The sequence below is a fragment of the Microbacterium sp. ZXT2-5 genome (genome assembly GCF_055329545.1).
Genome location: NZ_JBUZWD010000001.1, coordinates 562,356 through 585,636 on the forward strand (window position 1 = coordinate 562,356; position 23,281 = coordinate 585,636).

The following is a 23,281-nucleotide window of genomic DNA, read 5'->3' on the forward strand; positions in this document are numbered from 1 at the left end:
ACGAGACCATCCCCTGGGGAGGAACCGCCGCCAGTCAGAGGGCCACCCGAACGCCCCGCGATAGCCACGCCGACGACGGGACGACCAACGCAGCGTGGCGGTCGGATGCCGCGCCCCGCCGCCCCCACCCGCCGCCACCCGTATGCTCGCCTCAATGACCGAGCCCGAGCCCGCCACCGACTTCGCGCGAGTGCCCGCGGCGTCGGTGATCACCGCATGTCTCAGCGCCCAGGCATCCGTCGCTCCTCGCTCGGCGCTGGCGAGGCTGTTCGGCCGTTCTCCCCTCTCCGACAACTCGCGCCCGTGGTACCAGGGTGCGCTCGGCGAGCGCCGCGTCGCCCAGCGCCTCGAGGCGCTCGGCGACGAGTGGACCGTCCTGCACTCGGTGCCGATCGGCGAGCGCGGCAGCGACATCGACCACGTGGTCGTGGGGCCGCCTGGGCTCTTCACCATCAACACGAAGTTCCACGACGACGCGAAGATCTGGGTCGCCAGCCGTCGCATCCTCGTGAACGGTCAGCCCACCGATCATCTGCGCAACGCGCGTTTCGAAGCGCAGCGCGTCGCCCGGCTGATGACGACGGCCACCGGCGCTCCCATGACGGCGACGCCGATCATCGCCATCGTCGGTGCACGCGACATCACGTTCAAGGAGCGCCCCGCCGATGTCATCGTGCTGCGCGAAGGAGAACTGACGCGGTGGCTGAAGCGTCGCCGATCCGCACTAGAGCCGACTGACCGCGAGCGCCTGGCGGCCTCCGTCATTCGACGGGAAACATGGATGCCGCAGCCCGCCGCACCCGGACCGCACGACGCAGCAGCGTTCGACGCGCTGGAACGCGAGGTCGAGCAGGCACGCCGAGTGCGCATCCTCTGGGGCGCCGGCGTGCTCATCGCGGGCATCGGCATCGCCGTCACGGTGGCCGGCAGTACGTACAGCGGGCTCATCTCCACGCTCACCGGCGGCTGAGCGCGCAGCGCGGAGCGAGCGAACCGACGTCGCCCCGTGCGACCGCCCGCTACTGCTCCTCGCTCCTCCCTCCCAGCTCCTCCTCGCCCCTCGCTCCCCGCTACTCCCTCGCCCTTACTCCTCGTCGCCCGCCTCGAGCTGGGCCCGGGTGCTGGCGCTCAGGACCCCGGCGAGCTCGTCGTCGTCTCCGACCCGGCGCACCGACTCGCCGTACGCCGCCGTCACCTCGCGCGCGACGAGGTCGGCGAGGTGCCGCCACGGATCCGAAGTGGCCAGAAGCCACGTGCGGCGGGGGTCCCACGCGCAGGACTCGAGCAACTCGAACGCGATGAGCGCCACTCCATCGCCGTCGACCGACGCGCCGACCTCGGCGAGCACACGCCGCTGCACGTCGGGAGCGATGCGGGCGCGCGCCTGGCGCAGGAACTCGTCGCGCTCGTCGTCGTCGATGGGAGGGGCGAACATGCCGCCGCGCAGAAGGGTCAGGAACTCGCGGAAGCGCTGGGCGCTCCACAGGGCGTCGTGCATCATGGTGCCGTCTCTCGTGTCAGCCGCGCGAAGCTGCACCGCGCGGGCGGTGAATCGAACAAGGAGGGCCGACAGCGCCGGCCGCAATACTCAGCGGGTCGCCGAGCATCGGCTCCTTGGGTCGGCGGCGCGGAGGGACGCGCGCACGATGTCGTTCACGAGTGACACGCCTGCGACCCCACCGACCGGGCACCGACACAAGACAAGAGGCGGGCCCTACCCTCGGCGTATGCGGTGCGTCGCCTTCCTGCGGAACGTCAACCAGGGTCAGCGCGGGCACCCCTCGACCGCCGATATCGTGGCCGGGTTCGAGGATGCCGGATGCCACGACGTGCAGACCTTCCAGAGCAACGGCACCGTCGTCTTCGACTCCGACGAACCCGCCGAAGCGGTGGCGAGCGCGGCGGAGGCGATCGCCGCTCGATCCGGCCACGAGCGCGACATCCTCTGGATCCCCCTCTCCGACCTGGTGGCGATCGCCGCCGAGCACGGGGCGACGCCCGAACCCCGCGGGTACGAGTTCACGCTCCACGGTGGAGGCACCGTCGACGCGCAGGATCCCGAGGTCGCGAGTTTCGCCGCGCAGTACGGCTGCACGCTCGTCGACGCCGGTCCCCGCTGGACGCTCGTCCACAACGACGTCGAGGGTCAGGGCAACGCCACGCCGATGCTCGAGCGCCTCACCGGCGGCCGGGCGACCTCGCGCGGACTGCCGACGGTCGTCCGGCTGGTCGCCCGCTTCGGCCCGTCGTGACCGAGCACCACCGCCAGCTCCGATCAGAAACGACGGCTTCCCTCCACGCCGACCTTGTCGCAGACTCGACACGTGGGCTCGCTGCACGTCGTGACGCTGGTGATCGACCTTCCGATCACGAAGCTCGACGCGCTCGACACGATCGCGTTCGTCGCCGACGGCGAGGTGGAGAACCCCGGCACGGCGCGGCCGCGCGTGTGGCTCAGCGTCGACGCGTGGGCGCAGGTCGAGATCCCGAAGTTCGCCGACCCTCCCCCGCTCGCGATCGACGTGTGCTCCAAGACCTCACGCGACGCCGCACTCTTCCAGGCCAAGCGTCTGGCCGCCGCTCTCGAGAAGCTCGGCTGGACGGTGCGTCCCGAACGGCCGGTCCACTGATGCGCACGGGCGACAGGCGATGAACGCACTCTCGCCGCGCCTGCAGGCGGTGGTCGACGCGCTCCCGCTCCGCCCCGGGATGCGCGTCCTCGAGGTCGGCGGAGCTCCCGGCGCCGCCGCGCGAGCCGTCGCCGCCCGCGTTGGACCGGACGGACACGTGCTCGTGCTGGACCGGTCGGCCACCGGCATCCGTCAGATCCAGGCGAATTGCGACAGCGAGATCGCGGGCGGCACGCTGTCGGTGCTGCACGCGCCGGTCGAGGACTTCGCCCTGCCCGCCGGCGTCGCGCCGTTCGACCTGGCCTTCGCGTGTCGCGTCGGAGCCCTCGACGGGCGGCACCCGCGGCTCTACGAGCCCGCGCTCGCGAACCTGCGCCGAGCCCTGAAGCCGGGCGCGCTGCTCTACGTCGACACCGGCTCCCCCCTCACCGCAATCGCACTGTAGAGCGGGCGCGCGCCGCCACGCAACCGGATGCCCTGACGCCCCCGCCCCGCCTAGGCTCGCGTCACATGAGGACGAACGACCGCGACCACGACATCGTCCTGCTCGGCGCCTCGGGGTTCGTCGGCAGGTACACCGCGCGGCACCTGGCGCGATCGGCGCCCGACGGCGTGCGGGTCGCCCTCGCCGGCCGGTCGACCGCACGCCTGAACGAGGTGAAGCGCGAGCTCGGCGTCGACTGGCCGACCCTCGAGGTCGACACCGCCGATGACGCGGCCGTCGCCCGGGTCGCGGCATCCGCCTCTGTCATCGCCACCACCGTCGGACCGTACCTGCGCTACGGCATGGGCGTCGCCGCGGCGTGCGCGCGCGCCGGCACGTCGTACGCCGACCTGACAGGCGAGAGCATCTTCGTCGCGCGCAGCATCGAGCGCAATCACGCCCTCGCCGAGACGACCGGCGCCAGGATCGTCCACTCCTGCGGGTTCGACTCGATCCCGTCCGACCTCGGCCTCGGGCTCGCCCACGCCGCCGCCGGCGGTGTGCCGATCGTCGCGGCGACCCTGACGGTGCGGTCGCTGCGCGGCGGCATCAGCGGCGGCACGATCGACTCGCTCAGACAGCAGGTGAAGGAGGCGAAGACGGATGCCTCGGCCCGCCGCATCCTCGCCGACCCGTATGCGCTCACCCCCGGGCCGTCGGTGCGTCTGCCGAACCGGGCCGGCAGCGGCTGGGGCACCGTGCGGGGAACGTGGCAGGCGCCGTTCGTCATGGGCGGCTACAACCAGCAGATCGTCCAGCGCAGCAACTACCTCACCGGCTGGAGCTACGGGCAGCTGATGCGGTACCGCGAGGTCGTGGCGACCGGGCGCGGCCTCGCCGGCTTCGCACGGGCCGGCGGGATCGCCCTCGGGACGGCCGCCCTCGTCGGCGCGATGTGGTTCCCTCCCACGCGCGCCGTGCTCGACCGGGTGCTGCCGTCACCCGGCAGCGGACCCAGCGCGGAGGCGATCGAGCACGGCCGCTTCGCCCTCGACGTCGACGCCTACCCGGTCGAGGGCCCGCCGGTGCGCACCCGCGTCGCCGCGCCGTACGATCCCGGCTACGGCGGGACCGGGGTGATGCTCGCCGAGTCGGCGCTGAGCCTCGCCCTCGACGACCTCCCCGACCGGGCCGGCGTGCTGACGCCGATGGTCGCGATGGGCGAGCACCTGGCGAAGCGGCTGCGCGGGCAGCGCTTCACGCTGGAGGCCAACGCCAGGTGATCCGGGCTCGGCGCACCGGGCGGTGTGGTCGAGCTCTCCGATAAGCACCCCCGGGCGCCTCCGAACCGGCACCCGTCCCCGCGGGCGCACGCGCCGGGAAAGGCCTCGTCGGCGGCCTATATTGCCTGCGGCGCCGCCGTGTCAATCCCTCCCTGGATCGCGGGCGCGTCGCCGCGGGTCTTCCTACGATGTCCCTGCGCTCGATGAAGCGAGGGTGCGGCCCAAGTCCCAGGGGCGGGCAGCCGCACTCACCGTCCAAGACGAGGGGCCCGAGGGGGGCACCGGGAATGGAAGAACGATGAGCACGCAGAACCCATCACGTCCGCTGACCAGTGAAGAACTCGAGGCCGAGGGCGGCGTCGCGCTTCCCGACAAGGAGGTGGCCTCGATCCTCGACCTCAACGCCGACCTCGATCTCGGCATCTCCGCCGCGGCTCCCATCGACCTCGCGGTGGCTGCGAACGCGAACGTCGCGGCGCCGATCGATGCCGCGGCGTCGGCCAACATCCTCTCGTCGGGCTCCTCTGCTCAGGCACTGGCCGACCAGAGCGTCAGCATCGACCAGGGGGTCACCGCCGACGCGACGGCCGAGTCCACGCAGGACAGCACTCTCCAGCAGGGCGACACCGCCGGAACCGACGACACGACCACCGACGGCACCGCCGACACCGGGCTGCTGCCTGACGGCGCCCTCCCGGACGCCGAGACCGTGCCCGACCTGACGTCGAGCCTCGACGGCGACCTGCTGAACGTGGACGTCGACGTGGCGGCCGATGCGGACATCGCGGCGCCGATCAATGGTGCGGTGGCCGCCAACGCGAACGTCGCCGCCCCCATCGACGCGGCCGTCGCCGCGAACATCGGCTCGATCGACAGCGAGGCCGCTGCGCTGGCGCAGCAGGACGCGATCATCAACCAGCAGATCGACGGCGAGGCCACTGCGACGGCGGATCAGCAGTCCGACATCGGCCAGTAGGCACGGATGCCTCGAACCCCGGGCGGGTCGTCGACCGACGGCCCGCCCACCGCCACCGCTCCGACCGCTACCGCTCCGCCGGCCGCCGCCGACGCCGCCGTCCCCGCCGGAGCGTGGGTTCCCGCCCGAGCGTCGGCCGTCGAGCTTCTCGGTCAGGCGCAGAACTCCGGTTATCGCGAGCCGCCGTGGCTCGTGCGCCGGGCGGATGGTCAGACGATCCAGCTGACACCGCTGCTGTACGCCGTGCTGGACGCGATCGACGGCGGGCGCGGACTGGCCGAGATCGCACAGGCAGCGGGTCGGGCTTCCGGGCGCGAGGTCAGCGCCGACAACGTGCGGGTGCTCATCGAGAACCGGCTCATGCCGCTCGGACTCCTGCGCCTGCCCGACGGCTCCGAACCGGAACTGAAGAAGAGCGACCCGCTGCTCGGCATCCGTTTCCGCTACACCGTCACCGACCCGGACCGCACGAACGCGCTCACCAGGCCCTTCGCCGCGCTGTTCCACCCCGTGATCATGATCGCCGTCACGGCGGCGTTCCTCGCCGCCTGCTGGTGGGTGCTCTTCGTGAAGGGCCTCGGCTCGGCGACGCACGACGCCTTCGCCAACCCCGGCCTGCTGCTGCTGGTGCTCGTCGTCACGGTGTTCTCGGCCGGATTCCACGAGTTCGGTCACGCCGCCGCCGCCCGCCGCGGCGGGGCCACGCCCGGAGCCATGGGCGCAGGGCTCTACCTGGTCTGGCCTGCGTTCTACACCGACGTCACCGACTCGTACCGCCTGGGTCGCGGCGGTCGCATCCGCACCGACCTCGGCGGGCTCTACTTCAACGCGATCGTCGCCGTCGCGATCATGGCCGTGTGGCTCGCCACCGGCTGGGACGCGCTGCTGCTGGTCGTCGCGATCCAGGTGCTGCAGATGGTCCGGCAGCTTCTGCCGCTTCTCCGGTTCGACGGGTACCACATCCTCGCGGATCTCACCGGCGTGCCCGACCTGTTCCAGCGCATCAAGCCGACGCTTCTCGGGGCGCTGCCGTGGCGATGGGGCGATCCGGAAGCCAACGCGCTTCGGCCCTGGGCGCGCATCGTGGTGACGCTGTGGGTGCTGGTGACGGTGCCGCTCCTGATTCTGAGCGTCGCGCTCATGGTGCTCGCGCTCCCGCGGATCGTCGGAACCGCGTGGGCGTCCGTGCTCGACCAGCAGGAGCGGCTGGCAGGCGCAATGCCTGAAGGGAACTGGCTGGGCGTGATCGGGCACGTCGCGGCGATCGCCGTGCTGCTGCTCCCCCTTCTCGCGATCGCAGCGATGCTCGTCCTGCTCGTGCGCGGCATCGGCACCAGGATCATCCGCGGCACGCGCGGCCGCCCCGTCCGCCGCACCGCCGCCATCGCCCTGGCCGCGGTCGTTGCCGGCGCGGTCGCGTTCGCGTGGTGGCCCGACGCGCACCGGTACCGGCCCGTTCAGGCGTACGAGCGCGGAACCCTCGTCGACGCGGTCGGCGCCGTCACCGCGCTGGGCCCTGCCGAGTCCGAAGGACTGCGCCGCGGGGCGCAGGGCACGACCGTCACGGCTCTGCCCGAGAACACCGAGCTCGGCACCGCCGCGGATCCGCAACTGGCGATGATCCTCGTTCCGCGTGAGGGGTCGGATGCCGCGACCTGGGTCTTCCCGTTCGACCGGCCGCTGCCGCCCGAGGCGGATGGCAATCAGGCCCTCGCCGTCAACACCGGCGATGGGTCGGTCGTCTACGACGTCGCATTCGCCCTGGTGTGGGCGGAGGACGACACCGTCGACACGCGCAACGAGGCGTACGCGTTCGCGAGCTGCACCGACTGCGCCGCGGTGGCGGTCGGCTTCCAGGTGGTGCTCATCGTCGGTCAGGCCGACGTCGTCGTGCCCGAGAATCTGTCGGCGGCGGTCAACTACGGCTGCGTGAACTGCCTGGCCTACGCGCTGGCCAGCCAGCTCGTGGTCACCCTCGACGGCCCGCTCAGCGAGGACGGGATGGCGCGCCTGTCAGCCCTCTGGGAAGAGATCATGCTCTTCGCGGAGGACCTCGAGAGCGTTCCGCTGTCGGACATCGAGAATCAGCTGGAGGAGTACAAGGCCCTCATCGTCGAGGTGATCGAGGAGGACGCCGCAACGCGCGCCGAGAGCGACACGCGCACCGGGGACGACTCGGATCCGGCCGATGAGACCGGCACAGACGGCGCCACACCGGCTCCCACCGCCGACGACGACGGGTCGCTGCAGGACGCACCCGAGCCGACGCGTACGCCCACGCGTACGCCGACGCCCGAGGCGACGGCATCCGTCGATCCTCAACCGTCGCCAACGCCCACGCCGACGGGCACGGAGGAGGAGGCGGCGCCCTGAACCGAGGCGTCAGGCGAGCGGCCGCTCAAACCCATCCGATTCCGAGGGTGCGCAATTGCGCGCCACTTGACCGGTCCCCCGTTGCTGACTTTGATTTGGCCATGGATCCACAGCTCTCGGCCGCCCTGGTCGCCGCACTCGCATCTCTCGCCGTTGCGATCCTCGCGTGGCTCTCCGGTCGTCGGCAAGCGCAAGAGTCCAATGAAGTCCAACAAGAACTGGTTAGGAAGCAGGCCGACCTCACGCGCGAACTCGAAGACTACAAAGGCGAACTCGCGAGACAAGTGCGAGTCGAAGAGCGTGCGCTGACGGCGAAGGCGGAGTTGGATCGAGTTCGCGAACCGCTCCTGCTAGCGGCAGTCGATCTGGCACACCGCATCGACAACATCCGCAACAACTCATTCCTCGCATATCTTCCGAGCTCCGAACCGTCGCGCCGCGACGTCGCGGTTCGCGGCACGCTCTACCGGTTTGCCAGGTACTGGTGCGTCGTCGAATCCCTATACGACCGCGCCGATTTGGGAAAGCTACTGACGGATACGGACACGCAGCCGGTCGCCGCAACGCTTCGCGATATTGGCCGAACATTCGCGAGCGACCGTTATGACTCAGCGAAGCTTATGGTCTGGCGGGAGGAACAACGAGCGATCGCAGAATTGATGCGAGGCACTGACGGGCATGCGGGCTACATCGGCTTCGCAACGTTCTTTGACAGATACGAGCAGACGTTCGCGACGTGGTTTGAGTTCATCTCTCGAGACCTTCCCACTGCGGCGACGAGCGAGAGACTACGGCTAGTGCAACGGCAACTGGGCGAACTGGTCGCGCAACTGGCTCCCGTGGGTCAGGAGTTCTATATCGAGCAGGTGAAGAAGATCGAGCAAGGGGCGAAAGCTCCCTGACTCGGCGGACTACTACTCTGCAGCGACCTGACGCGCTCGCCATCCTCTCGCTCTATTCGCTTTCGCCGGGCGGCATCCCATCCGATTCCGAGCTCGCGCCGAAGACCTCTCACAGCACGGCAGATCGCCGTTGACAAGAGAGAGGTCTCACCATGGGCTCTTCACCGAATCGCATCGTCGCCACGGTCTTCGGCGCCGTCTACCTTCTCGTGGGCCTGCTCGGGTTCGCGTTCACGGGAGGTGTCGGCTTCGTCGCCACCGAAGGCGGGCTGCTCCTGGGCATCTTCGAAGTGAACCCGCTGCACAACGTCGCCCACCTGCTGATCGGCGCGGCGCTGTTCATCGCCGGCCTGCGCGGAGTGCGCCCCGCGAAGCTCGTGAACACGATCATCGGCGCGGCCTACCTGCTGCTCGGTGTGGTCGGCTTCTTCCTCGTCGGCACGCCGGCGAACATCCTCGCGCTGAACGCGCCCGACCACTTCCTGCACCTCGCCAGCGCCCTCGTGCTGCTCGGTGTCGGCCTGGGCGCCGAGCGCTCGTCGCGAGTCGCAACGGCGTGATCATGCGACACGAGGCATCCGCGACGGACCGCGCGGCCACCCGCGCGCCGTCGTGGGTGCCCGTGGCGGCGTGGGGCTTCGGCCTCGTGAGCGCGGCGCTGGGGGCCGCGGCGATCGTCGCACTCCAGGCCGACACCCTCTCGCGAGTGCTGGGGACGCTCGCGGTCGTGGTGGGGTTGGCCGCGCTCGCCTGGGGCGCGGCCGGCCTCGCCATGGGTCGCACGCCGGCACCGCGGGGGGCGGTCGCCGGCGTGTCGGCGGGGGTGGTTGTCGCGGTGGGTCTGCTGGCGACCGCGCCGGGGCGTGCGAGCGTGTTTGCGATCGCGCTGCTGGGGGCGCTCGGAGTCGTGGTGGCGTGCGGCATTCTGCGGGGTCAGCGTCGTCCGTCGCGGCGCACGAGCCTGTGGGGCATGGTCGCTGCTGCGGCCGTTGTGACGATTCTCGTCGTGCCGGCGCTGGGCGCGTGCCAGGGGGCCGCGCTACTCAGCGCCGACGGCACCGTGCTGCCCGTGGTCACGCACGACGGACATTGATGACGGATGCCGCCACCGCCGGCTGTCGGCGTGCGCGAGCGGTTGCGTCACATCTCGTCACCATCTGACACGCTCCGACACTCGCCGACGATCCGTGGGGATCGCGTTTAGCGTGGGGTCATCGCGGCGATCCGGGCGGTCCCGGGCTCCGGTTCATACCCGGCAGCGTTGCGGGTTCGACTCCCGCCGTCGCGTCAACTTTCGAAGGGTCACGATCCCAGTTTTTTCAAGGGATCGCGGCCCTTCAGACTTCGTCAGTTGGGGCTTGTGGACGCGGTTTGGACACAAGCGCCGTCGTACGGGCCTGGTCAAGGGCGGCCGAGACGGCGTCCACATCGTCGTCGAAGAGGTCGGCGTAGACGTCGAGCGTCATGGCCGCCGAGGCGTGCCCGAGCATTCGCTGGACTGCCTTCACGTTCGCTCCGGACGCGATGGCAAGGGATGCTGCGGTGTGTCGCAGATCGTGCACCGTCATTCGAGGCAGCCCGGCTTCGGTTAGCGCTCGCATGAACCAGGATCTCGAGGCGCCGGAGGATCGTGGGCGCTGGATGTGGTCGTCCCCATCACCGAAGAGGAGGGCGCGTGGTTCCTTTCCGCTGGCGAGTTCGCCGAGGGGCTCGGCCAGGAAGCTCGGGAACCCCACTGAACGCAGTTCGTGCGTTTTCGGAGACCCGACGTGCAGATCCGACCCGACGCGCACGGCGTTCTCATTGACCGATAGTCGGCGACGCTCCAGGTCGAGATCGCGGACCCGGAGCGCGGAGAGTTCACCCCAGCGCAGCCCGGTGTAGCCCGCCACGAAGACGATGGCCGCGTGTTCCGAGCCGGCGGCACGGGCGAGAGAGTCGACCTCCTCGTGACTCAGGTACACGTGCCGCTTCTTGCCCTTCCGCGGCAGGTCGACACCGCGAGCCGGATTACGCGGGATGCGCCGGTCCTTCACTGCCACGTCGAGCACGGCTGCAAGAACGCCGTAGGCACGAATCACGACGGTTGCGCTCTTCGGTCGGTTGCCCTGTTCGGCCGTCCTGGCGTGATAGCGGCGGACCGTGTGAGCTGTCCCCGCGCTCACCTCCGTGATCCACTTCTGCACGTCGGAGTGCGCGATCGCCCCCAACTGCACTGAGCCCCACCGAGGCTCCACATAAACGCGCCAGGCATCGTCGAGCAGCTTGTAGCTCGACGGCTTCAGCTTCATCCGCTTGACGTCGAGCCAGTCGGGCGCGAGCTCGCCGACCGTCACTCGTGAGCTTGCGGGATCGATGAAATCGCCCGTCAGCATCTGTGACTCGACCGAGATCAAGTAGCGCTCGGCTTCACGCTTGGTGCGGAACCCGCGCTTCGCTGCCTGCCGGTGATCGGGACGCCGGTAGCGCACCCGGTAGCGACGGCCGGACGCGGTGTCGTAAGGCTCGATGCTTCCCATTCCGCACCTCAGATCAGATCTTCCCCAACACTTGCAGATCAATTCTGTCATTCAACATATCCGTGCGCATGGGGCCGAGCGGTAGACCCTCGCGCCGACTCCTCTGGAATGACATCGCCGTCACACCTGGTGAGGTCGCACTTGTCACTCCGACCAGGCAAAGAGGAGACCGGTTGGATGGCCATCTCCGCGCAAAAGCCGGCAGGAGCCTTACGGAGTCGCCGAGAACGCGCCGGGCCTTCTACGTGCCTCGAATGACCCCTCACCATGACTGATGTGAGGGCAAAAGCGCAGGTTGGTGGGTCTGCGCTCTCCACTCAGCGGCAATGGTCGTCCGCAGTGCGCAGTCGGCGCGCCGCAACCTCGACGCGCTTAAGCATGCCGATCGTGCCCCAGGCTGCTCCCAGCAGAGCGTTCGATCTCATGGTGGCGGCGCTGTCAGCGAGCGCGGAGCTCAGGATCATAGCGTTGCCTTGACCGGCCGCCGTCAGCGCTGCAGCCTGGAGCGAGCGCGACAATTCGTCCGCGTCCAGAAGCACGAGCCTTTCTAACTCTTCGATCGAGACGACGCCGATAGGAAGATCGCGGGCAGGAAGGTGCTGCCAGAGGAGCCCGATCTCGTTCAGGTAGAACGGCTCGAGGGTGACGACCAGGCCGACGCGCGGCTTCGACGAATCGAGCGCTGACGTCTTAGCAGCGATCTGCTCGAAGTGGTCATGGGAACGGTTGAGTTGCCGGATTCCCTTGCCAATGCTGCCTTCGACCGACTTCAGCCAGTCTTCCCCGCCCACGCGGAGGCTTTCGATGGGTTGACGCGCCTTGCACTCCATGAGCACAGTCAAGCCGGGCAGATCAAGGAACCAGTCGCACGAGTCGAGCGGACTCGTCTTGGTCCCGTAGGCCACCTCGGGAAGCACTTCTCGCGCGCCTTGGATGAGCGCCAGCTGTCGACCGGAGTAATGCTGAAACACCGCGCCGAGGTCACGCGAAAAGCCTTCACCGAGGACGGGGAGCGCAAGGTGATAGATCGCTGGCGGCATCGCCTTATCGGCGATGGCCTGAAAGCTCGGTGCGATGGCTGTGGGCGCGACGCCCTCGACAAACGGAGTGGCAGCGAGCGGGTTGAAGGCGTACTTCTTCAAAGGCGGCGGCAGGGGATCTTGGAATCGCGAGTTGGCGTCCTTGAATTCGTCGACGGAGGTGACGAGGTGCTCGGTGAAGGTGCGCCGCACGGCGTCGAAGGAGAAGACGTCGCGGATCTGCTGGAATTTGGGACTGTCGAGCCAGTGCAGCGACAGAGTGCCGTTATGTCCCATCGCCAAGGCGGAGAGTAGGGCAACGCTCTCGACATACTCATCCAAGGTCAGGCCGTTGAGGACTTTCTCGAACCAGCCGGGCGTCATTGCCTCAGGCTTGAAGCCCGGAGGGAACTCAGTAGAGGAGCCAAAGAGAAGAAGAGTTCGGGCGATCTCGGGTGGCTTGGCTCGCTGAGCCGGGAACTGCTCGAAGATGATGCGGGCGACCACTCGGCTTAGCGCCTCGACCGATGACGGCGCATTCGCTGCGTCCTCCTCAGCCAGAGCCGCATTCATCCCGCACAGCAACTGAAGCGCGTTCGCGTTTGGCTTGGACTCAGTTAGTGATCCCCATGCCAACGCGGTACGAGCGACGTCCGCGATGTTCCAGGCAGTGAGCCCCTTCATGGCCCACGCCTTCGGATTCCGGGCCTTCGCGACCTTGACGCTCATAGAGGCAGCCTGGACGAGCAGACTGTCCCGATCGACTTCTTCGACGCGCGTTCGAAATGCCTCCCATGTGGGAGGCGTCGGTTGTTGGCCGGGAGTTTGCATCTGCATCACTTGTAGCAGGTTGGGATCCTCTAATGCATTGCTGCCGGCGTCCAGAGAACGTAGCGTGCACACGTGGACCCTGATCCGAGCCTTTCTGAACCCACTACGGCTACCGTCGCCAGAGTCGATCGCGGTTGGGTTCTGCGTGTCTATGGCGCGGACATGAGCATGCTCTCCGAGACACCGCTGCCTTGGGACGGTGAGGACTTTTTCGACCGAGGACTCAACGCGGTCTGGTCATGACCCGGTTTCACGGAACTCAAGCTGAGGAGTCGTGGCTAGTTGACGGTGTCTGTTTTCGAACTCTAGCGGGGTGTCCCAGCCGAGCGAGCCGTGCCGGCGTCGGCGGTTATGGAAGCCCTCGATGTACTCGAAGATCGCGTTGGCGAGTTCGACCCTGGTGGACCATCGGCGGCGGTTCAGGAGTTCGACTTGCATGCGCGCCCAGAACGATTCGACCACGGCGTTGTCGTACGGGTCCCCGACCGTCCCGAGCGAGGGCAGGAGGCCCGCATTTCGGGCGCGCGAGGTGAAGGCCCACGAGGTGAATTGCGTGCCGTGATCCCCGTGGATGATGGTTCCCGGTTCCGGCTGGCGGGAGTCGATCGCCATTCCGAGCGCGTTCGTGGCGAGCTCTGCGCGTTGCGTGGTGTCGATCGCCCATCCCACGACGCGTCGGCTGAACACGTCGAGCACGACGCAGCAGTAGAGCTTCCCTTCCCGCGTCGGATGCTCCGTGATGTCGGTCACCCAGAGGCGGTCTGGCCCGTCGGCGTGGAAGCGGCGGTGAACGAGGTCGGTGACGGTGACCTGACGTGGGACGCGCTTGGAGCGGCGCCGTAATGGGAGGCCGACCAGCCCGGATCGCCGCATCAGCAGGGCGACAGTGTTCTGTCCTACTGTGATCTCGTGGGCGCGTTGTAGCTCCGCGCGCACCCGCATCCGCCCATAGGTGCCGTAGGACGCTTCGTGGATCTGCCCGATCAGGTCGGTCAGCCACGCGTGCCGGATCGACCGCGTCGAGGGTGCGCGGGACTTCCACTCGTAGTAGCCCGACGTCGAGACACCGAGCGCGAAGCAGGCCCTCCGGATGCGGACTCCGTCAGCGTGGAGTTCGTCCACGAGACGGAACCGGTCTTTTGGGGGCACCACCTGCTCCACCGCAGCGGCGGCTTTTCGGAGGATCTTGTTCTCTTCCTCCAGCTCACGGATGCGCCGATTCGCGGCAGCCAGCTCAGCCGACGGTGCACGCCCAGACGCGGGTTTCATGCCGCGGTCGACAAGGTCTTGCTGCTTCCAGCGGTAAAGGCAGGACTGCGCGATGCCGAGTGTCGCGGCGACGTCGACGACGGTGCGCCCTGATCTCACCAGCTCGAGCGCACGCTCACGGAACTCGGACGGATACGGTCTCGGCATACGACCACTTCTCCTCTCGGAAGCAGCCACATCCTCTCAACCAATCGTTCCGGGAAACCGAGGCAAGACCAAGGTGTCCGGGAAAGCGGGGCACGCTCCACCAGCGCACCGCCATCATGAGGGTCTGACGGCGCTGGATGCGGAAGCACCGGACATGTAAGGCACGAAGTCGATGCCCGGCGTCCTCACGGCCGCGAGATCGCGACCCAGGTGATCGGCGCCCCGCACCCGAGTTCGAGGACTGGGCCTCGCTGCCCGACCGGCGAGCTCAGATGCCCGACCCTAACCGAGTGGCCTGACATCCATCAGGTCGAGAGGGCCGCCAACGGATGCCGCTCACTGGCGCATTTGGGGCGTACGATGCTCGCAGGACGGAGCTGCTCGGGCCCTGGGGGCAACCCCGGGGCCTTCGTTCGCAGGAGGGATCATGCGGTTCAAGGTGATGGTGACGAAGGTCGAAGTGGCCGAGTTGTGGATTCGGGCCGCCGATGAAGAATCCGCAGCGAAGAAGGTTGAGGACGAGTTGACCACCTCATGGGCATTCGCCGGTCGGTGGGAGACGAAGGCCACTGACGTCCAGGTGGTCGAATTGCAGCCTGAGCCGGGCACCACGGATCAGCGCCAACTGTCAGCGTCGGGGCCGATGCTGCTCAAGCTGAAAGACGCGGCGAGCGAACTTGGCATCTCCTACGGGACGTTGCATGCGCTGATGAAAGATGGGGTCATCGAGCACACCCAAGTAGGGTCCGGCAAGTACATCTCGCGGGCGACGCTCGCGGCATTCATCGAGGCAAACACTCACAGGTAAGATTGAAACGCTGGCCTCCGTAGCTCAGTGGAAGAGCCACTCCGTCCTAAGGAGCGGGTCGGGGGTTCGAATCCCTCCGGGGGCACCTTGAGATGAGTGGCGACGTACGCCTCACCCGAGTCGCTGCACAGGTCAGGTTGGGCAGAGTTCGGGATCCATCCTTCCGCGCCAGGCCACCGACCGCCTCACGTCGTTCTCTCGAGGTGCCGCAAAGGCCAACCCCCTAGGCCGTCGACCATCTCCTAAGAGCGCCAAGCGAGCCCGACCGGGTACCGCATCCATCGGCAGCACATACTCGATCCACGCCAGCGCAACCGCGCGCGGATTGATCTCGAGGTTGTCCGCATCGAAGTAGACGCTCGCAAGATACTCACGTCGACCGGCGCGCACAGTAGACCGCTCGGCGAAGGTGGGGACGGCGCGCGGCCGACGTGACAGATTCGTCATCGAGAGAGCGGATCGCCACACCTGCTCAACAACGCGGTCTTCTACGACGCAGGCGGGGTGCATCTCTACTCGAACATGATCGATCACATAGACGCGGCGAGCGCGCCGTTTCAACCACACGGCAGCGATCGCAGCGAGGACAAGGCCAGCAACCAGCGCCCAGGGCCAGATCTCCACGGCGACCACCTCCTCGGGCTAGCCCCAGGCATACCCCCGGCCACCGACACTCGACAGCTCAGAACTCTCCGATCGCCATCCCGAGACGCAGGTAGAGGTCAGTGACGGCCTCGTTATTCACGCTGTATTTGACCCAGACGCCCTTACGAGACTCCCCTGCAACGCTGGGCGGGTCAGCGATCACGAGGCCAGCCGCCTCGAGCTCATTGAGCCGCGGCTGGATCGTGGTCGGGCCCAAATCCAGCGCGTCGCAGATCGGCCCGACCGTCACATCGGGGTTTGAGCGCAGATAGCGGAGGATCGCCGCCTTGACGAGATTGCCGAGAAGCGCGATCGGGTCCTGAGCATCTTCAGAGCCCGCTGGTTGCGCGAGACGAGGCATGCCGCCATTGTGTCGCAGAGGTCGCCGGGAAGTCCAGCAAAGCATCCAATTTAGTTGTTTACTTTCCCACCACACTCGTATACCGTGTGGGGATGTCCATCCGTCGGGTACTTTTTAGACTGCGCACAGCAAATGCGCCCTCGACGGTGTCCCTCGTTCGGCCGACAGACAAAATCCAGATCCAAGAGATAAACTCCGCGATCCTTGGGGAGGCATCCGTCCACTCCTCCACAGCAGATAGCGACACCAGACTTATCCACAATCTTGCGTCGATTCCTTTTCCGCGAGCGCATCGCGTGTCTAGGATGCGGTCACGGCGACCGTCGCGCGAGCAAAATCGTCCGTGCGCGGTGGCTGTCCTGAAGGATCAGGAGGGCTGACCGATGATGATGAGCGACAGTTCAGGACGACGCGGTATCGCGTGGGCGATCATCGGCGGACTCGTCCTTATCGCCGGAATTGTCGCGATCATCGTAAGCGCCATCCTCGCGCAACCAGATCCCACTCCGCCGAGCGAGCCAACCTCGTCGAGCACACCCAAGCCGACAGAGTCCAGCGAGCCCGCCGACACGTTCGTCGATCAGTCGGTGGCCGACCGTGGCTGGACGCCCGAGCCGATCACCACGGATGCCGATACCTACATCGTCGCCGCGCTGGCAGCAGCCTCCACCTTCGACACCACCCTCAGCACCCGCGAAGAGTGGCTCGGCTACCTCGACAGTTGGTTCACACCCGACACCCGCTACACATCCGAAGCAGATCAGCTGTCCGCGATGGAGGACTCGCAGGTCGAACTCCGGACAGGCGTGGTGCTGCCACAGGAGGAGTGGGACTCACTCGCTGGCGAGGATGGCCGAGTCGTGGCGGTGACGACGGGCGAGATCGCGTATGTCCCGGTACCCGACGACGCGTCAGGTGACATGTCGATCGGTACGTCCGACGTGACGCTCACTTTCACTCGCTCGGACGGCTCCGATGGCGAAACGTCGCACGACGAGCAGGTGCGCGTGAGCGTGCAGGTTCTCTGCGGCGCAGCATCCGTGCCAACACCCAATTCCGATCAGCAGGCAGGCGACTGCAAGGTGGTTCGCTACTTCACGGAGCCCTTGGAGCCCTGACATGGGAGCCCCGGTGATCGCCGCAGCAGCCCTCAACACGAGGACTGGTCGGAAGATCCTGGCGGGGGCGCTCATCGGCATCCTGCTCATTGCGGGGTTCCTCGTCACCCCACTCGTAGCAGTGCCGTTCGCCATCATGGGCGCGGCCGCAGGCACGACCGAAACTACGACCGGTGCCGCGCCCGCTGTCAGCGGCGACTGGGGCCACCCGCTCGCGGGCGGCTATTCCAAGGGTCGTGGCTTCGGCCACAACCCGGTCGTCGGATGCGGCTACTGCTCGGTGAATCACCAGGGCTATGACATGGCCCAGGGATGCGGGGCCACGGTCTTCGCCGCCGGTCCAGGGCGCGTCATCACCGCCGGCTCGTATCAGGGCTACGGCAACACCATCCGGATCGATCACGGCGACGACGTGGTCACGCTGTACGGCCACATGCAGTGGGAATCGCTCCGCGTCTCTGTCGGCGACGACATCACCGCCGGCACACCCATCGGCGCCGAAGGCAACACTGGCAAGTCCTTCGGCTGCCACCTCCATTTCGAAGTCCGCAGATCAGGTAACCCGATACCTCCCGAGCCCTTCATGGCCGCACTCGGCCTACCACTGAAGTAGTCACCGCGAAGGAGAACGATCATGAACACCTACGCCGCACCGATGGATGTCGATATCCCCGATATTCAGCCGGACTTCTCGGCCCCGTTCTTTCAGGGCTTCCAGGTCATCGCGTCCTACATTCTGGCGGGAGCGATGCTCGTCGTCCTGATCATGTTGATAATCGCGGGAGCCGCTCTCGCGTTCCGCGGTTTGGCATCCGATCGGGTCCGCACGTGGGCGGGTGAGAACATCCTCTGGATCTTCATCGCTGCCGCGGTGCTGGGCGCGGCATCCGGTCTCTTCGCCTGGTTCGTGAACTTCGACTTCGGATTCTGATGAACCTCGTCCGAGTTCTCCGCCTCGGCTTCACCGTCGGGATCGCGCTCGCGCTCGGTTCAGGAACCGCCGCGCACGCGACGGTGACGGATATCGCAGCCCCGATGCCGATGGCTGCTGTCAGCGGCGAACCATGGTCGGCACCCGCATACCCCGTCGATTGCCAGGGCGCGGTCGACCAGGTCACGTGCACGCCAACGGACCCCAACAGCGTCACCGCGCAGCAGTGCTTCATCGGCGTCAACATCGCGGGCGAGAAGAACACGGTCTGCACCACCTTCGACGGGCATGCGCGGGCGATTCAAGCTGACGGCGGCCGCGCGCTTGAAGTGAAGTACGGCTGCAGCATCGGCGATGCCGTCTGCGTGACGTTCGAGAACGCCGGCCGCGGCATGGCCCTCGCTGCGACCGGGATGATGTTCTCCGTCGCCGACAACATGCGCTTCGACACGTCCACCCTCCTGTGGAGCGCCGCGCTCGATCAATGGTCGTTCTGGCAATGGGCGATCCTGATCATCACCTTCGGTGCAATGGTCTGGGCGGTCGCCGCCGCTGTCGTCTCGGGCGACCGCGAAGGGCTCGTCGGCGCCCTCGTTCGCTCGTTCATCGCGATCCCCGCCGTGCCGATCACCCTATGGCTCACCGGTCATCTCCTCAACGCCGTCGACGACATGACGTGGTACATCCTCACCGGCGACGGCCGCGATGTCCTCTACTCCACACTCCAGTCGGTCATGTGGGCGGGCGGTCAGGCGAACTACTTCTTCGCGTTCCTCATCCACTTCATGCTCATGCTCGGGATGCTGCTCCTCATGCTCGTGTTCGCGTTCCGCAACATCGTGCTCGCGGCGCTGATCATGGTCGGGCCGGTGGCATGGATGCTGTTCCCTGTGCGCGGGATCGGGCCGCAGTGGGTCGTGCGCTACGTGTCGGCTGTCGTGGTGTTACTTCTCACCGGGCCGCTGACGATCGGGTTCGTCACGCTGATTATCAACGGCCTCGCATCGGTGAAGACCATCTGGAATCCGCAGTCGTGGCCACTGATCATCGGCCTCGTCCTCGTCGCTTTCGCTCCGTTCGCACTTTTCGGCCTGTTCAGTTTCGCGGGCGCTGTCGCTGCGGACGGGGTTGGTTCACGACTTGGCTCCCACGGCGGACGAATGGCCACAGGCGCTGCTCGCTCCGCCGCGCGGATACCTACCCGCCTCGGCGCACTCCCCTCGGGCATCCGCCCTGCGGGTAATCGACCGGGATCGACCACTCCGCCGCCGAAGCCCGCGACAACCCGCTCGACGTCCACCACTCCGCGCGGTGCATCGACGCCCGCTCAGACGCGCACGACGTCGACCACGACACCACAGCGCGCAGCGGAGTCCCCGACTCCCCCCACCTCTACGTCAGCGCCTCGAGCACCACAGCCTCCCCAAAACCCCAAGCCTGATCGGAGTTCATCATGACCAGCACTCCCGAGTACGCGCGCCCCGTTCGTCTGCCGCGCCGGTCGCGGCAGGGCGTCGTCATGGGCATGGACCCGTGGCAACTCGCGTTCGTCACTGCGGCCGCTCTAGTCCTGCTCATCTTCGTGAACCGCTTCGGGCCTCCCGGTCTGCTCTACGGCGCACCGATCTACTTGACGTTCGGTGTCACTGCCCTCACCAGCATCCACGGCGTCTCCACCCCGCGGATGGCGGGGCTTTGGTTCATGAAGCAACTCCGCCACTCGACGGGCGCGACGACGGAGAAATTCCGCCCGGAGCGGCCGCGTATGACCGGAACCCTCAACCTGCCGGGCACCCGCGCGTCGATTCAGCTTTGGGACGTCAACAACGTCGCAGCGACGTACAACCCGCAGGATCGTTCTGTGTCGGTGATCGCCGAGCTCGAAGTGCAGGGCTTTCTCATGCAGGACCTGCCCGAGCGTTTCGATCTCGCCGAGCAGTTCGACCGGGTGCTGGGGCCGTTCACACAGCGACCAGGAGTCAAGCGGGTCACGCTACAGGAGCGCACACTGCCCACGACGATCCGCGCAGCTCGCGAGCACTACGAGAAGGTGCAGCGCCTCCGCAGACTGAACCCCGACTCCCCCGTCGCGCACAACTACCAGGACGTCATGGATCGCTCGGAGCGTTTCGAGGTCGCTCACCGGAACTACATCGTGCTGACCCTCGATCTTGTCTCGCTCGGGTCGCAACTGAAGGCGCTCGGCGGGGGCAAGGAAGCGATCGTCACCCTCGCGCAGATCGAGGCTGGCAACCTCGCCGACGCCCTGACGTCCGCGAAGATCACGGTGCGCCGCTGGCTCTCGCCGCGCGACGTCGCCGCCTTGGGTCGGCTGTCGTTCGACCCCGAGTTCGCACCCATCGTGCAGAACCGGCCTGAGAAAGTCACGGGTGTGGATCCGGCTGCGATCGGTCCGATGTACCTCGAGGAGCCGAAGGGTCGCAATGGCATCGTTATGACCGACTCCGGTGTGCACACCACCATGTGGATTCACGAGTGGCCGCGATCGGACTCGCCCGTTGGATTCCTGTCGCCAGTCGTGTTCGCGCGGCATCCGCATACCGGTGAAGCGATCACGCATATCTTCTCGATCGTCTTGACTCCGGTGCCCGTGTCGAAGGCGCTGAAGCGCATCCGCGACGAAAAGAAGGTGTGGCGCGGCAACGAGTCCCTCCGCGCGAAGCGCGGTGCAGACGGGTCGGCGGCGGATGCTGCGGACTGGCGTGCTCTCGAACAGCGCGAGCAGGAGATCGCTCGAGGCCACGGCGAGTTCCAGTACGGCGCTTATCTCACGGTCACCGCACCTGATGAGGAACGCCTCGATCAGGCGATCGCCGGCATGCGCAACGCGCTCTCCCGCGCGGGCATGGAGGCGCAGATCCTTTACTGCCAGCAGGCCGAGGCGCTGATGGTCAACGCGCTGCCGATCGGGATGGGGATGAAGTGATGGTGCGGCACGCGGCATCCTTCACTCCCGTCGAACTCACGCGGCGTGAGAGGCACGACATGCAGCGGGAGATCAACCGAGCCCGCCAGGACCAGACGCCGGCGCGCACGTCGCGTCGCGACCGCGGCCTGCCTGAGGCCGGTGTCCCCGGTCCGTTCGGTCCCGGTCTCATCAACGGCGGGTACTGGAACCTCGCAAAGGCGTGGATCCCCGCGCATCAAGCGACCTCGCAGCACATCGCAGGGATCTACCCGTTTGTAGCCGACTCTGGACTCGGCCACCGCGGGCCGATCCTCGGGGTCGATCTCAACGCCGATGCGCTTTGGCACTTCTCCCCGTGGGAGACCTACGTCGACGAGTCCGAGCGCGGTACGTTCTCGACGAACATCCTCGTGCTCGGTGCATACCGAGGCGGCAAGTCCGCGACCGTGAAGACCCTCGTCACTCGGTCCATCGCGTTCGGGCACCAGGTCGTCGTGCCGTCCGATCCGAAAGGTGAGTGGGTTGCCGTCGCCGAGGCCATCCCGGGCGGTCGCGTGATCCGACTCGGCGGTGGCACGGGCACCAGGCTCAACCCGCTCGACCGCGGACCGCGCCGTACCGACGCGACGGACGAGCAGCACGAGCAAATGGTCAAACAGCGCCGGATCAATACGCTCATCTCGCTCATCGAGATGACGTTGGGCTCGCGCCTGTCCGCAGTCGAGCATGCCGCGCTGCTTGACGCGCTCGACCGCTGCATCGATCGCACCGCCGATCGTCCAACGCTCCGGGGTGTGTACGAGGAACTTGGGTCGATCGCGAGGGACACGAGCGCTGACTTCCACGCTGCTGATGGCGCGATCCAGCCGCGATTCGTTCTGCGCCGCTTCGTCGAAGGAGACCTTGCGGGTCTCTTCGAGGACGAGTCGACGGTCGAGTTCGACCAGGCTGCTCCGATCGTGGTCACTGACACCTCCGAGCTCTTCGCCCGCGGCGACCTCGCGGCGCAACTCACCCAGGTGTGCTCCACCGCCTGGATCCAAGCCGTGATCTCCGACCGCGCAGCTCAGCGCACGCGCTACGTGGTGCGCGAAGAGGGTTGGCGCGACATGACCTCACTGTCGTCATTGCAGATGTTCCAGCAATGGCTCAAACTCTCGCGCCACTACGGCATCAGCAACATCGTCATCCTGCACAAGATGGGCGACCTCGACGCCGTGGGCGATGAGGGCTCGCTCGAGCGGTCGCTCGCGTACTCCGTCGTCGGAGACATCGAGAACAAGTTCATCTTCCGCGTGAACCACCAGGAGCAAGCGGCGCTTCGAGCACGCCTCAATCTGCCGGCGCCGCACGTCGAGATGGCTCGACACCTCCGCAAGGGCGAGTTTCTCGCCTACGTCGGCCAGTACGCCTACCTCGTCGACTGCTTCGCCACGTCGACCGAGTGGGAGTACCGACTCTTCGCCACCGACGACGCCGTTACCGCAGCTGACCGCGATGACGCCGAACTCCCGGTCATTGACGCCGCGGCGCTCGACGCCCTGTGGCCGGAGGCACGAGACACCGACACCGGAATAGAGGGATGGCTCACTGCCAACCCCCGCGAGAACACCGAGGAGCAGTGAGCATGAGCACGATCATCAGCCACCCTCGCGCATACGCCGACGTGACTGGGCGACACATCACGTTCATCACGCACGACGGCTACGGCGAAGAGATCCAGGCTGAGACCGACGACGACGTTCGCCACGCAATCGTCCGCCGCGCGACCAGCGAGGCTCGCCGCTCAGGTGCGCCGCTCGAGCTGATCACCTCGGGCGACCACGGCAAGCACCGACTCCTCGTCGCACCTGACGGGCAGGTGACGCCCCTCGAGCCGCCGGCGCCGGCATCCAACCCGCCCGACCGACCCATCGGGCGCACCCAGACGTATGGAGAGGAGGTGAGCGAACAGGCTCCGCAGCCGGCTGCAGCGGAGACCCCGAACGCACAAGCTGCGGAGCCGCCCGCTCGTCCGTCGTTCCTCGAGCCGCCGACGACCGCACCCACGGCATCGACGGGCTGGCGCGGCGTCGCGCGACGCATCGGAATCACGGTTCGACCGTCGGCCGCGGAT

The 23,281-nt window shown here is 67.3% G+C and carries 23 protein-coding genes and 2 tRNA genes; 19 read left to right on the plus strand and 6 right to left on the minus strand.

Annotated features, from left to right (window positions below; translation table 11 throughout):
• The first annotated feature begins 154 nt into the window (after positions 1-154).
• Positions 155-970, plus strand: coding sequence for a nuclease-related domain-containing protein (locus ACZBH1_RS02480; RefSeq protein WP_463645383.1), 816 nt, complete (start codon positions 155-157; stop codon positions 968-970).
• Positions 971-1,084: 114 nt separating this feature from the next.
• On the opposite strand, the gene ACZBH1_RS02485 is transcribed toward ACZBH1_RS02480, so the two are convergent.
• Entirely contained in the window at positions 1,085-1,501 is a 417-nt protein-coding gene (locus ACZBH1_RS02485; RefSeq protein ID WP_463645384.1) for a hypothetical protein, read from the minus strand.
• Between the two features lie 226 nt (positions 1,502-1,727).
• Here ACZBH1_RS02485 and ACZBH1_RS02490 point away from each other — a divergent pair, with 226 nt between their 5' ends.
• From ACZBH1_RS02490 to ACZBH1_RS02535, 10 genes are all read left to right on the plus strand, one after another.
• Positions 1,728-2,252 (plus strand): DUF1697 domain-containing protein, encoded by a 525-nt coding sequence (locus ACZBH1_RS02490; RefSeq protein WP_463645385.1) that lies wholly within the window; start codon positions 1,728-1,730, stop codon positions 2,250-2,252.
• Between the two features lie 72 nt (positions 2,253-2,324).
• Positions 2,325-2,630 carry a hypothetical protein gene (locus tag ACZBH1_RS02495; RefSeq protein WP_378884281.1) on the plus strand — a complete coding sequence of 102 codons (306 nt, stop codon included), beginning with the start codon at positions 2,325-2,327 and terminating at the stop codon, positions 2,628-2,630.
• 19 nt (positions 2,631-2,649) lie between these two features.
• The gene (locus ACZBH1_RS02500; RefSeq protein WP_463645386.1) at positions 2,650-3,075 is read left to right on the plus strand and encodes a methyltransferase domain-containing protein; all 426 of its coding nucleotides are present in this window, start codon (positions 2,650-2,652) and stop codon (positions 3,073-3,075) included.
• A 65-nt stretch (positions 3,076-3,140) separates the two neighbouring features.
• Positions 3,141-4,337, plus strand: coding sequence for a saccharopine dehydrogenase family protein (locus ACZBH1_RS02505; RefSeq protein ID WP_463645387.1), 1,197 nt, complete (start codon positions 3,141-3,143; stop codon positions 4,335-4,337).
• 298 nt (positions 4,338-4,635) lie between these two features.
• Positions 4,636-5,313: a peptidoglycan-binding protein gene (locus ACZBH1_RS02510; RefSeq protein ID WP_463645388.1), complete on the plus strand. Its 678-nt coding sequence runs from the start codon at positions 4,636-4,638 to the stop codon at positions 5,311-5,313.
• A gap of 6 nt (positions 5,314-5,319) precedes the next feature.
• The gene (locus tag ACZBH1_RS02515; protein ID WP_463645389.1) at positions 5,320-7,686 is read left to right on the plus strand and encodes a hypothetical protein; all 2,367 of its coding nucleotides are present in this window, start codon (positions 5,320-5,322) and stop codon (positions 7,684-7,686) included.
• A 101-nt stretch (positions 7,687-7,787) separates the two neighbouring features.
• The gene (locus ACZBH1_RS02520) at positions 7,788-8,588 is read left to right on the plus strand and encodes a hypothetical protein (RefSeq protein ID WP_463645390.1); all 801 of its coding nucleotides are present in this window, start codon (positions 7,788-7,790) and stop codon (positions 8,586-8,588) included.
• Positions 8,589-8,740: 152 nt separating this feature from the next.
• Positions 8,741-9,148 (plus strand): DUF4383 domain-containing protein, encoded by a 408-nt coding sequence (locus ACZBH1_RS02525; RefSeq protein WP_336398227.1) that lies wholly within the window; start codon positions 8,741-8,743, stop codon positions 9,146-9,148.
• Entirely contained in the window at positions 9,145-9,681 is a 537-nt protein-coding gene (locus ACZBH1_RS02530; RefSeq protein ID WP_378884263.1) for a hypothetical protein, read from the plus strand. Before ACZBH1_RS02525 ends, ACZBH1_RS02530 begins: the two co-directional genes overlap by 4 nt.
• A 122-nt stretch (positions 9,682-9,803) precedes the next feature.
• Positions 9,804-9,876 (plus strand) — tRNA-Met (locus ACZBH1_RS02535).
• A gap of 49 nt (positions 9,877-9,925) precedes the next feature.
• On the opposite strand, the gene ACZBH1_RS02540 is transcribed toward ACZBH1_RS02535, so the two are convergent.
• The 3 genes from ACZBH1_RS02540 to ACZBH1_RS02550 all read right to left on the minus strand — a co-directional run bounded on the left by ACZBH1_RS02540 (position 9,926) and on the right by ACZBH1_RS02550 (position 14,373).
• Entirely contained in the window at positions 9,926-11,107 is a 1,182-nt protein-coding gene (locus ACZBH1_RS02540) for a site-specific integrase (protein WP_463645391.1), read from the minus strand.
• A 317-nt stretch (positions 11,108-11,424) separates the two neighbouring features.
• Positions 11,425-12,855, minus strand: coding sequence for a hypothetical protein (locus ACZBH1_RS02545; protein WP_463645392.1), 1,431 nt, complete (start codon positions 12,853-12,855; stop codon positions 11,425-11,427).
• 339 nt (positions 12,856-13,194) lie between these two features.
• Positions 13,195-14,373 carry an IS3 family transposase gene (locus ACZBH1_RS02550; RefSeq protein WP_463645393.1) on the minus strand — a complete coding sequence of 393 codons (1,179 nt, stop codon included), beginning with the start codon at positions 14,371-14,373 and terminating at the stop codon, positions 13,195-13,197.
• Positions 14,374-14,800: 427 nt separating this feature from the next.
• On the opposite strand from ACZBH1_RS02550, the gene ACZBH1_RS02555 reads away from it, so the two are divergent.
• Positions 14,801-15,181 carry a helix-turn-helix domain-containing protein gene (locus tag ACZBH1_RS02555; RefSeq protein WP_463645394.1) on the plus strand — a complete coding sequence of 127 codons (381 nt, stop codon included), beginning with the start codon at positions 14,801-14,803 and terminating at the stop codon, positions 15,179-15,181.
• A gap of 13 nt (positions 15,182-15,194) precedes the next feature.
• Positions 15,195-15,266 (plus strand) — tRNA-Arg (locus ACZBH1_RS02560).
• 47 nt (positions 15,267-15,313) lie between these two features.
• Here the strand turns inward: ACZBH1_RS02560 and ACZBH1_RS02565 are convergent.
• Together ACZBH1_RS02565 and ACZBH1_RS02570 are read right to left on the minus strand one after the other, a co-directional pair.
• Positions 15,314-15,805, minus strand: coding sequence for a hypothetical protein (locus ACZBH1_RS02565; RefSeq protein ID WP_463645395.1), 492 nt, complete (start codon positions 15,803-15,805; stop codon positions 15,314-15,316).
• 58 nt (positions 15,806-15,863) lie between these two features.
• On the minus strand, positions 15,864-16,187 hold the full coding sequence (locus ACZBH1_RS02570; protein WP_442574880.1) for a helix-turn-helix domain-containing protein: 324 nt from the start codon (positions 16,185-16,187) through the stop codon (positions 15,864-15,866).
• A gap of 383 nt (positions 16,188-16,570) precedes the next feature.
• On the opposite strand from ACZBH1_RS02570, the gene ACZBH1_RS02575 reads away from it, so the two are divergent.
• The 6 genes from ACZBH1_RS02575 (at position 16,571) to ACZBH1_RS02600 (ending at position 22,790) form a co-directional block, all read left to right on the plus strand.
• On the plus strand, positions 16,571-17,305 hold the full coding sequence (locus ACZBH1_RS02575) for a hypothetical protein (RefSeq protein ID WP_463645396.1): 735 nt from the start codon (positions 16,571-16,573) through the stop codon (positions 17,303-17,305).
• 13 nt (positions 17,306-17,318) lie between these two features.
• A complete protein-coding gene (locus tag ACZBH1_RS02580; RefSeq protein WP_463645397.1) occupies positions 17,319-17,918 on the plus strand; it encodes a M23 family metallopeptidase in 600 nt (199 codons plus the stop codon).
• Positions 17,919-17,939: 21 nt separating this feature from the next.
• Positions 17,940-18,236 carry a hypothetical protein gene (locus ACZBH1_RS02585; protein ID WP_378902774.1) on the plus strand — a complete coding sequence of 99 codons (297 nt, stop codon included), beginning with the start codon at positions 17,940-17,942 and terminating at the stop codon, positions 18,234-18,236.
• Entirely contained in the window at positions 18,236-19,693 is a 1,458-nt protein-coding gene (locus tag ACZBH1_RS02590) for a hypothetical protein (protein ID WP_463645398.1), read from the plus strand. The genes ACZBH1_RS02585 and ACZBH1_RS02590 overlap by 1 nt, the downstream gene beginning before the upstream one ends.
• Entirely contained in the window at positions 19,690-21,183 is a 1,494-nt protein-coding gene (locus ACZBH1_RS02595) for an SCO6880 family protein (RefSeq protein ID WP_463645399.1), read from the plus strand. The genes ACZBH1_RS02590 and ACZBH1_RS02595 overlap by 4 nt, the downstream gene beginning before the upstream one ends.
• 428 nt (positions 21,184-21,611) lie before the next feature.
• Positions 21,612-22,790, plus strand: a complete 1,179-nt coding sequence (locus tag ACZBH1_RS02600) for a putative type IV secretion/conjugal transfer ATPase (protein WP_463645400.1) — start codon at positions 21,612-21,614, stop codon at positions 22,788-22,790.
• Positions 22,791-23,281 lie beyond the last annotated feature (491 nt).

Bases quoted from the DNA above. Each gene is read 5' to 3' on its own strand.
- ACZBH1_RS02480 (WP_463645383.1), top strand. From the start codon at position 155: ATGACCGAGCCCGAGCCCGCCACCGACTTCGCGCGAGTGCCCGCGGCG.
- ACZBH1_RS02485 (WP_463645384.1), bottom strand. From the start codon at position 1,501: ATGATGCACGACGCCCTGTGGAGCGCCCAGCGCTTCCGCGAGTTCCTG.
- ACZBH1_RS02490 (WP_463645385.1), top strand. From the start codon at position 1,728: ATGCGGTGCGTCGCCTTCCTGCGGAACGTCAACCAGGGTCAGCGCGGG.
- ACZBH1_RS02500 (WP_463645386.1), top strand. From the start codon at position 2,650: ATGAACGCACTCTCGCCGCGCCTGCAGGCGGTGGTCGACGCGCTCCCG.
- ACZBH1_RS02505 (WP_463645387.1), top strand. From the start codon at position 3,141: ATGAGGACGAACGACCGCGACCACGACATCGTCCTGCTCGGCGCCTCG.
- ACZBH1_RS02510 (WP_463645388.1), top strand. From the start codon at position 4,636: ATGAGCACGCAGAACCCATCACGTCCGCTGACCAGTGAAGAACTCGAG.
- ACZBH1_RS02515 (WP_463645389.1), top strand. From the start codon at position 5,320: ATGCCTCGAACCCCGGGCGGGTCGTCGACCGACGGCCCGCCCACCGCC.
- ACZBH1_RS02520 (WP_463645390.1), top strand. From the start codon at position 7,788: ATGGATCCACAGCTCTCGGCCGCCCTGGTCGCCGCACTCGCATCTCTC.
- ACZBH1_RS02525 (WP_336398227.1), top strand. From the start codon at position 8,741: ATGGGCTCTTCACCGAATCGCATCGTCGCCACGGTCTTCGGCGCCGTC.
- ACZBH1_RS02540 (WP_463645391.1), bottom strand. From the start codon at position 11,107: ATGGGAAGCATCGAGCCTTACGACACCGCGTCCGGCCGTCGCTACCGG.
- ACZBH1_RS02545 (WP_463645392.1), bottom strand. From the start codon at position 12,855: ATGAGCGTCAAGGTCGCGAAGGCCCGGAATCCGAAGGCGTGGGCCATG.
- ACZBH1_RS02550 (WP_463645393.1), bottom strand. From the start codon at position 14,373: ATGCCGAGACCGTATCCGTCCGAGTTCCGTGAGCGTGCGCTCGAGCTG.
- ACZBH1_RS02555 (WP_463645394.1), top strand. From the start codon at position 14,801: ATGCGGTTCAAGGTGATGGTGACGAAGGTCGAAGTGGCCGAGTTGTGG.
- ACZBH1_RS02570 (WP_442574880.1), bottom strand. From the start codon at position 16,187: ATGCCTCGTCTCGCGCAACCAGCGGGCTCTGAAGATGCTCAGGACCCG.
- ACZBH1_RS02575 (WP_463645396.1), top strand. From the start codon at position 16,571: ATGATGATGAGCGACAGTTCAGGACGACGCGGTATCGCGTGGGCGATC.
- ACZBH1_RS02585 (WP_378902774.1), top strand. From the start codon at position 17,940: ATGAACACCTACGCCGCACCGATGGATGTCGATATCCCCGATATTCAG.
- ACZBH1_RS02590 (WP_463645398.1), top strand. From the start codon at position 18,236: ATGAACCTCGTCCGAGTTCTCCGCCTCGGCTTCACCGTCGGGATCGCG.
- ACZBH1_RS02595 (WP_463645399.1), top strand. From the start codon at position 19,690: ATGACCAGCACTCCCGAGTACGCGCGCCCCGTTCGTCTGCCGCGCCGG.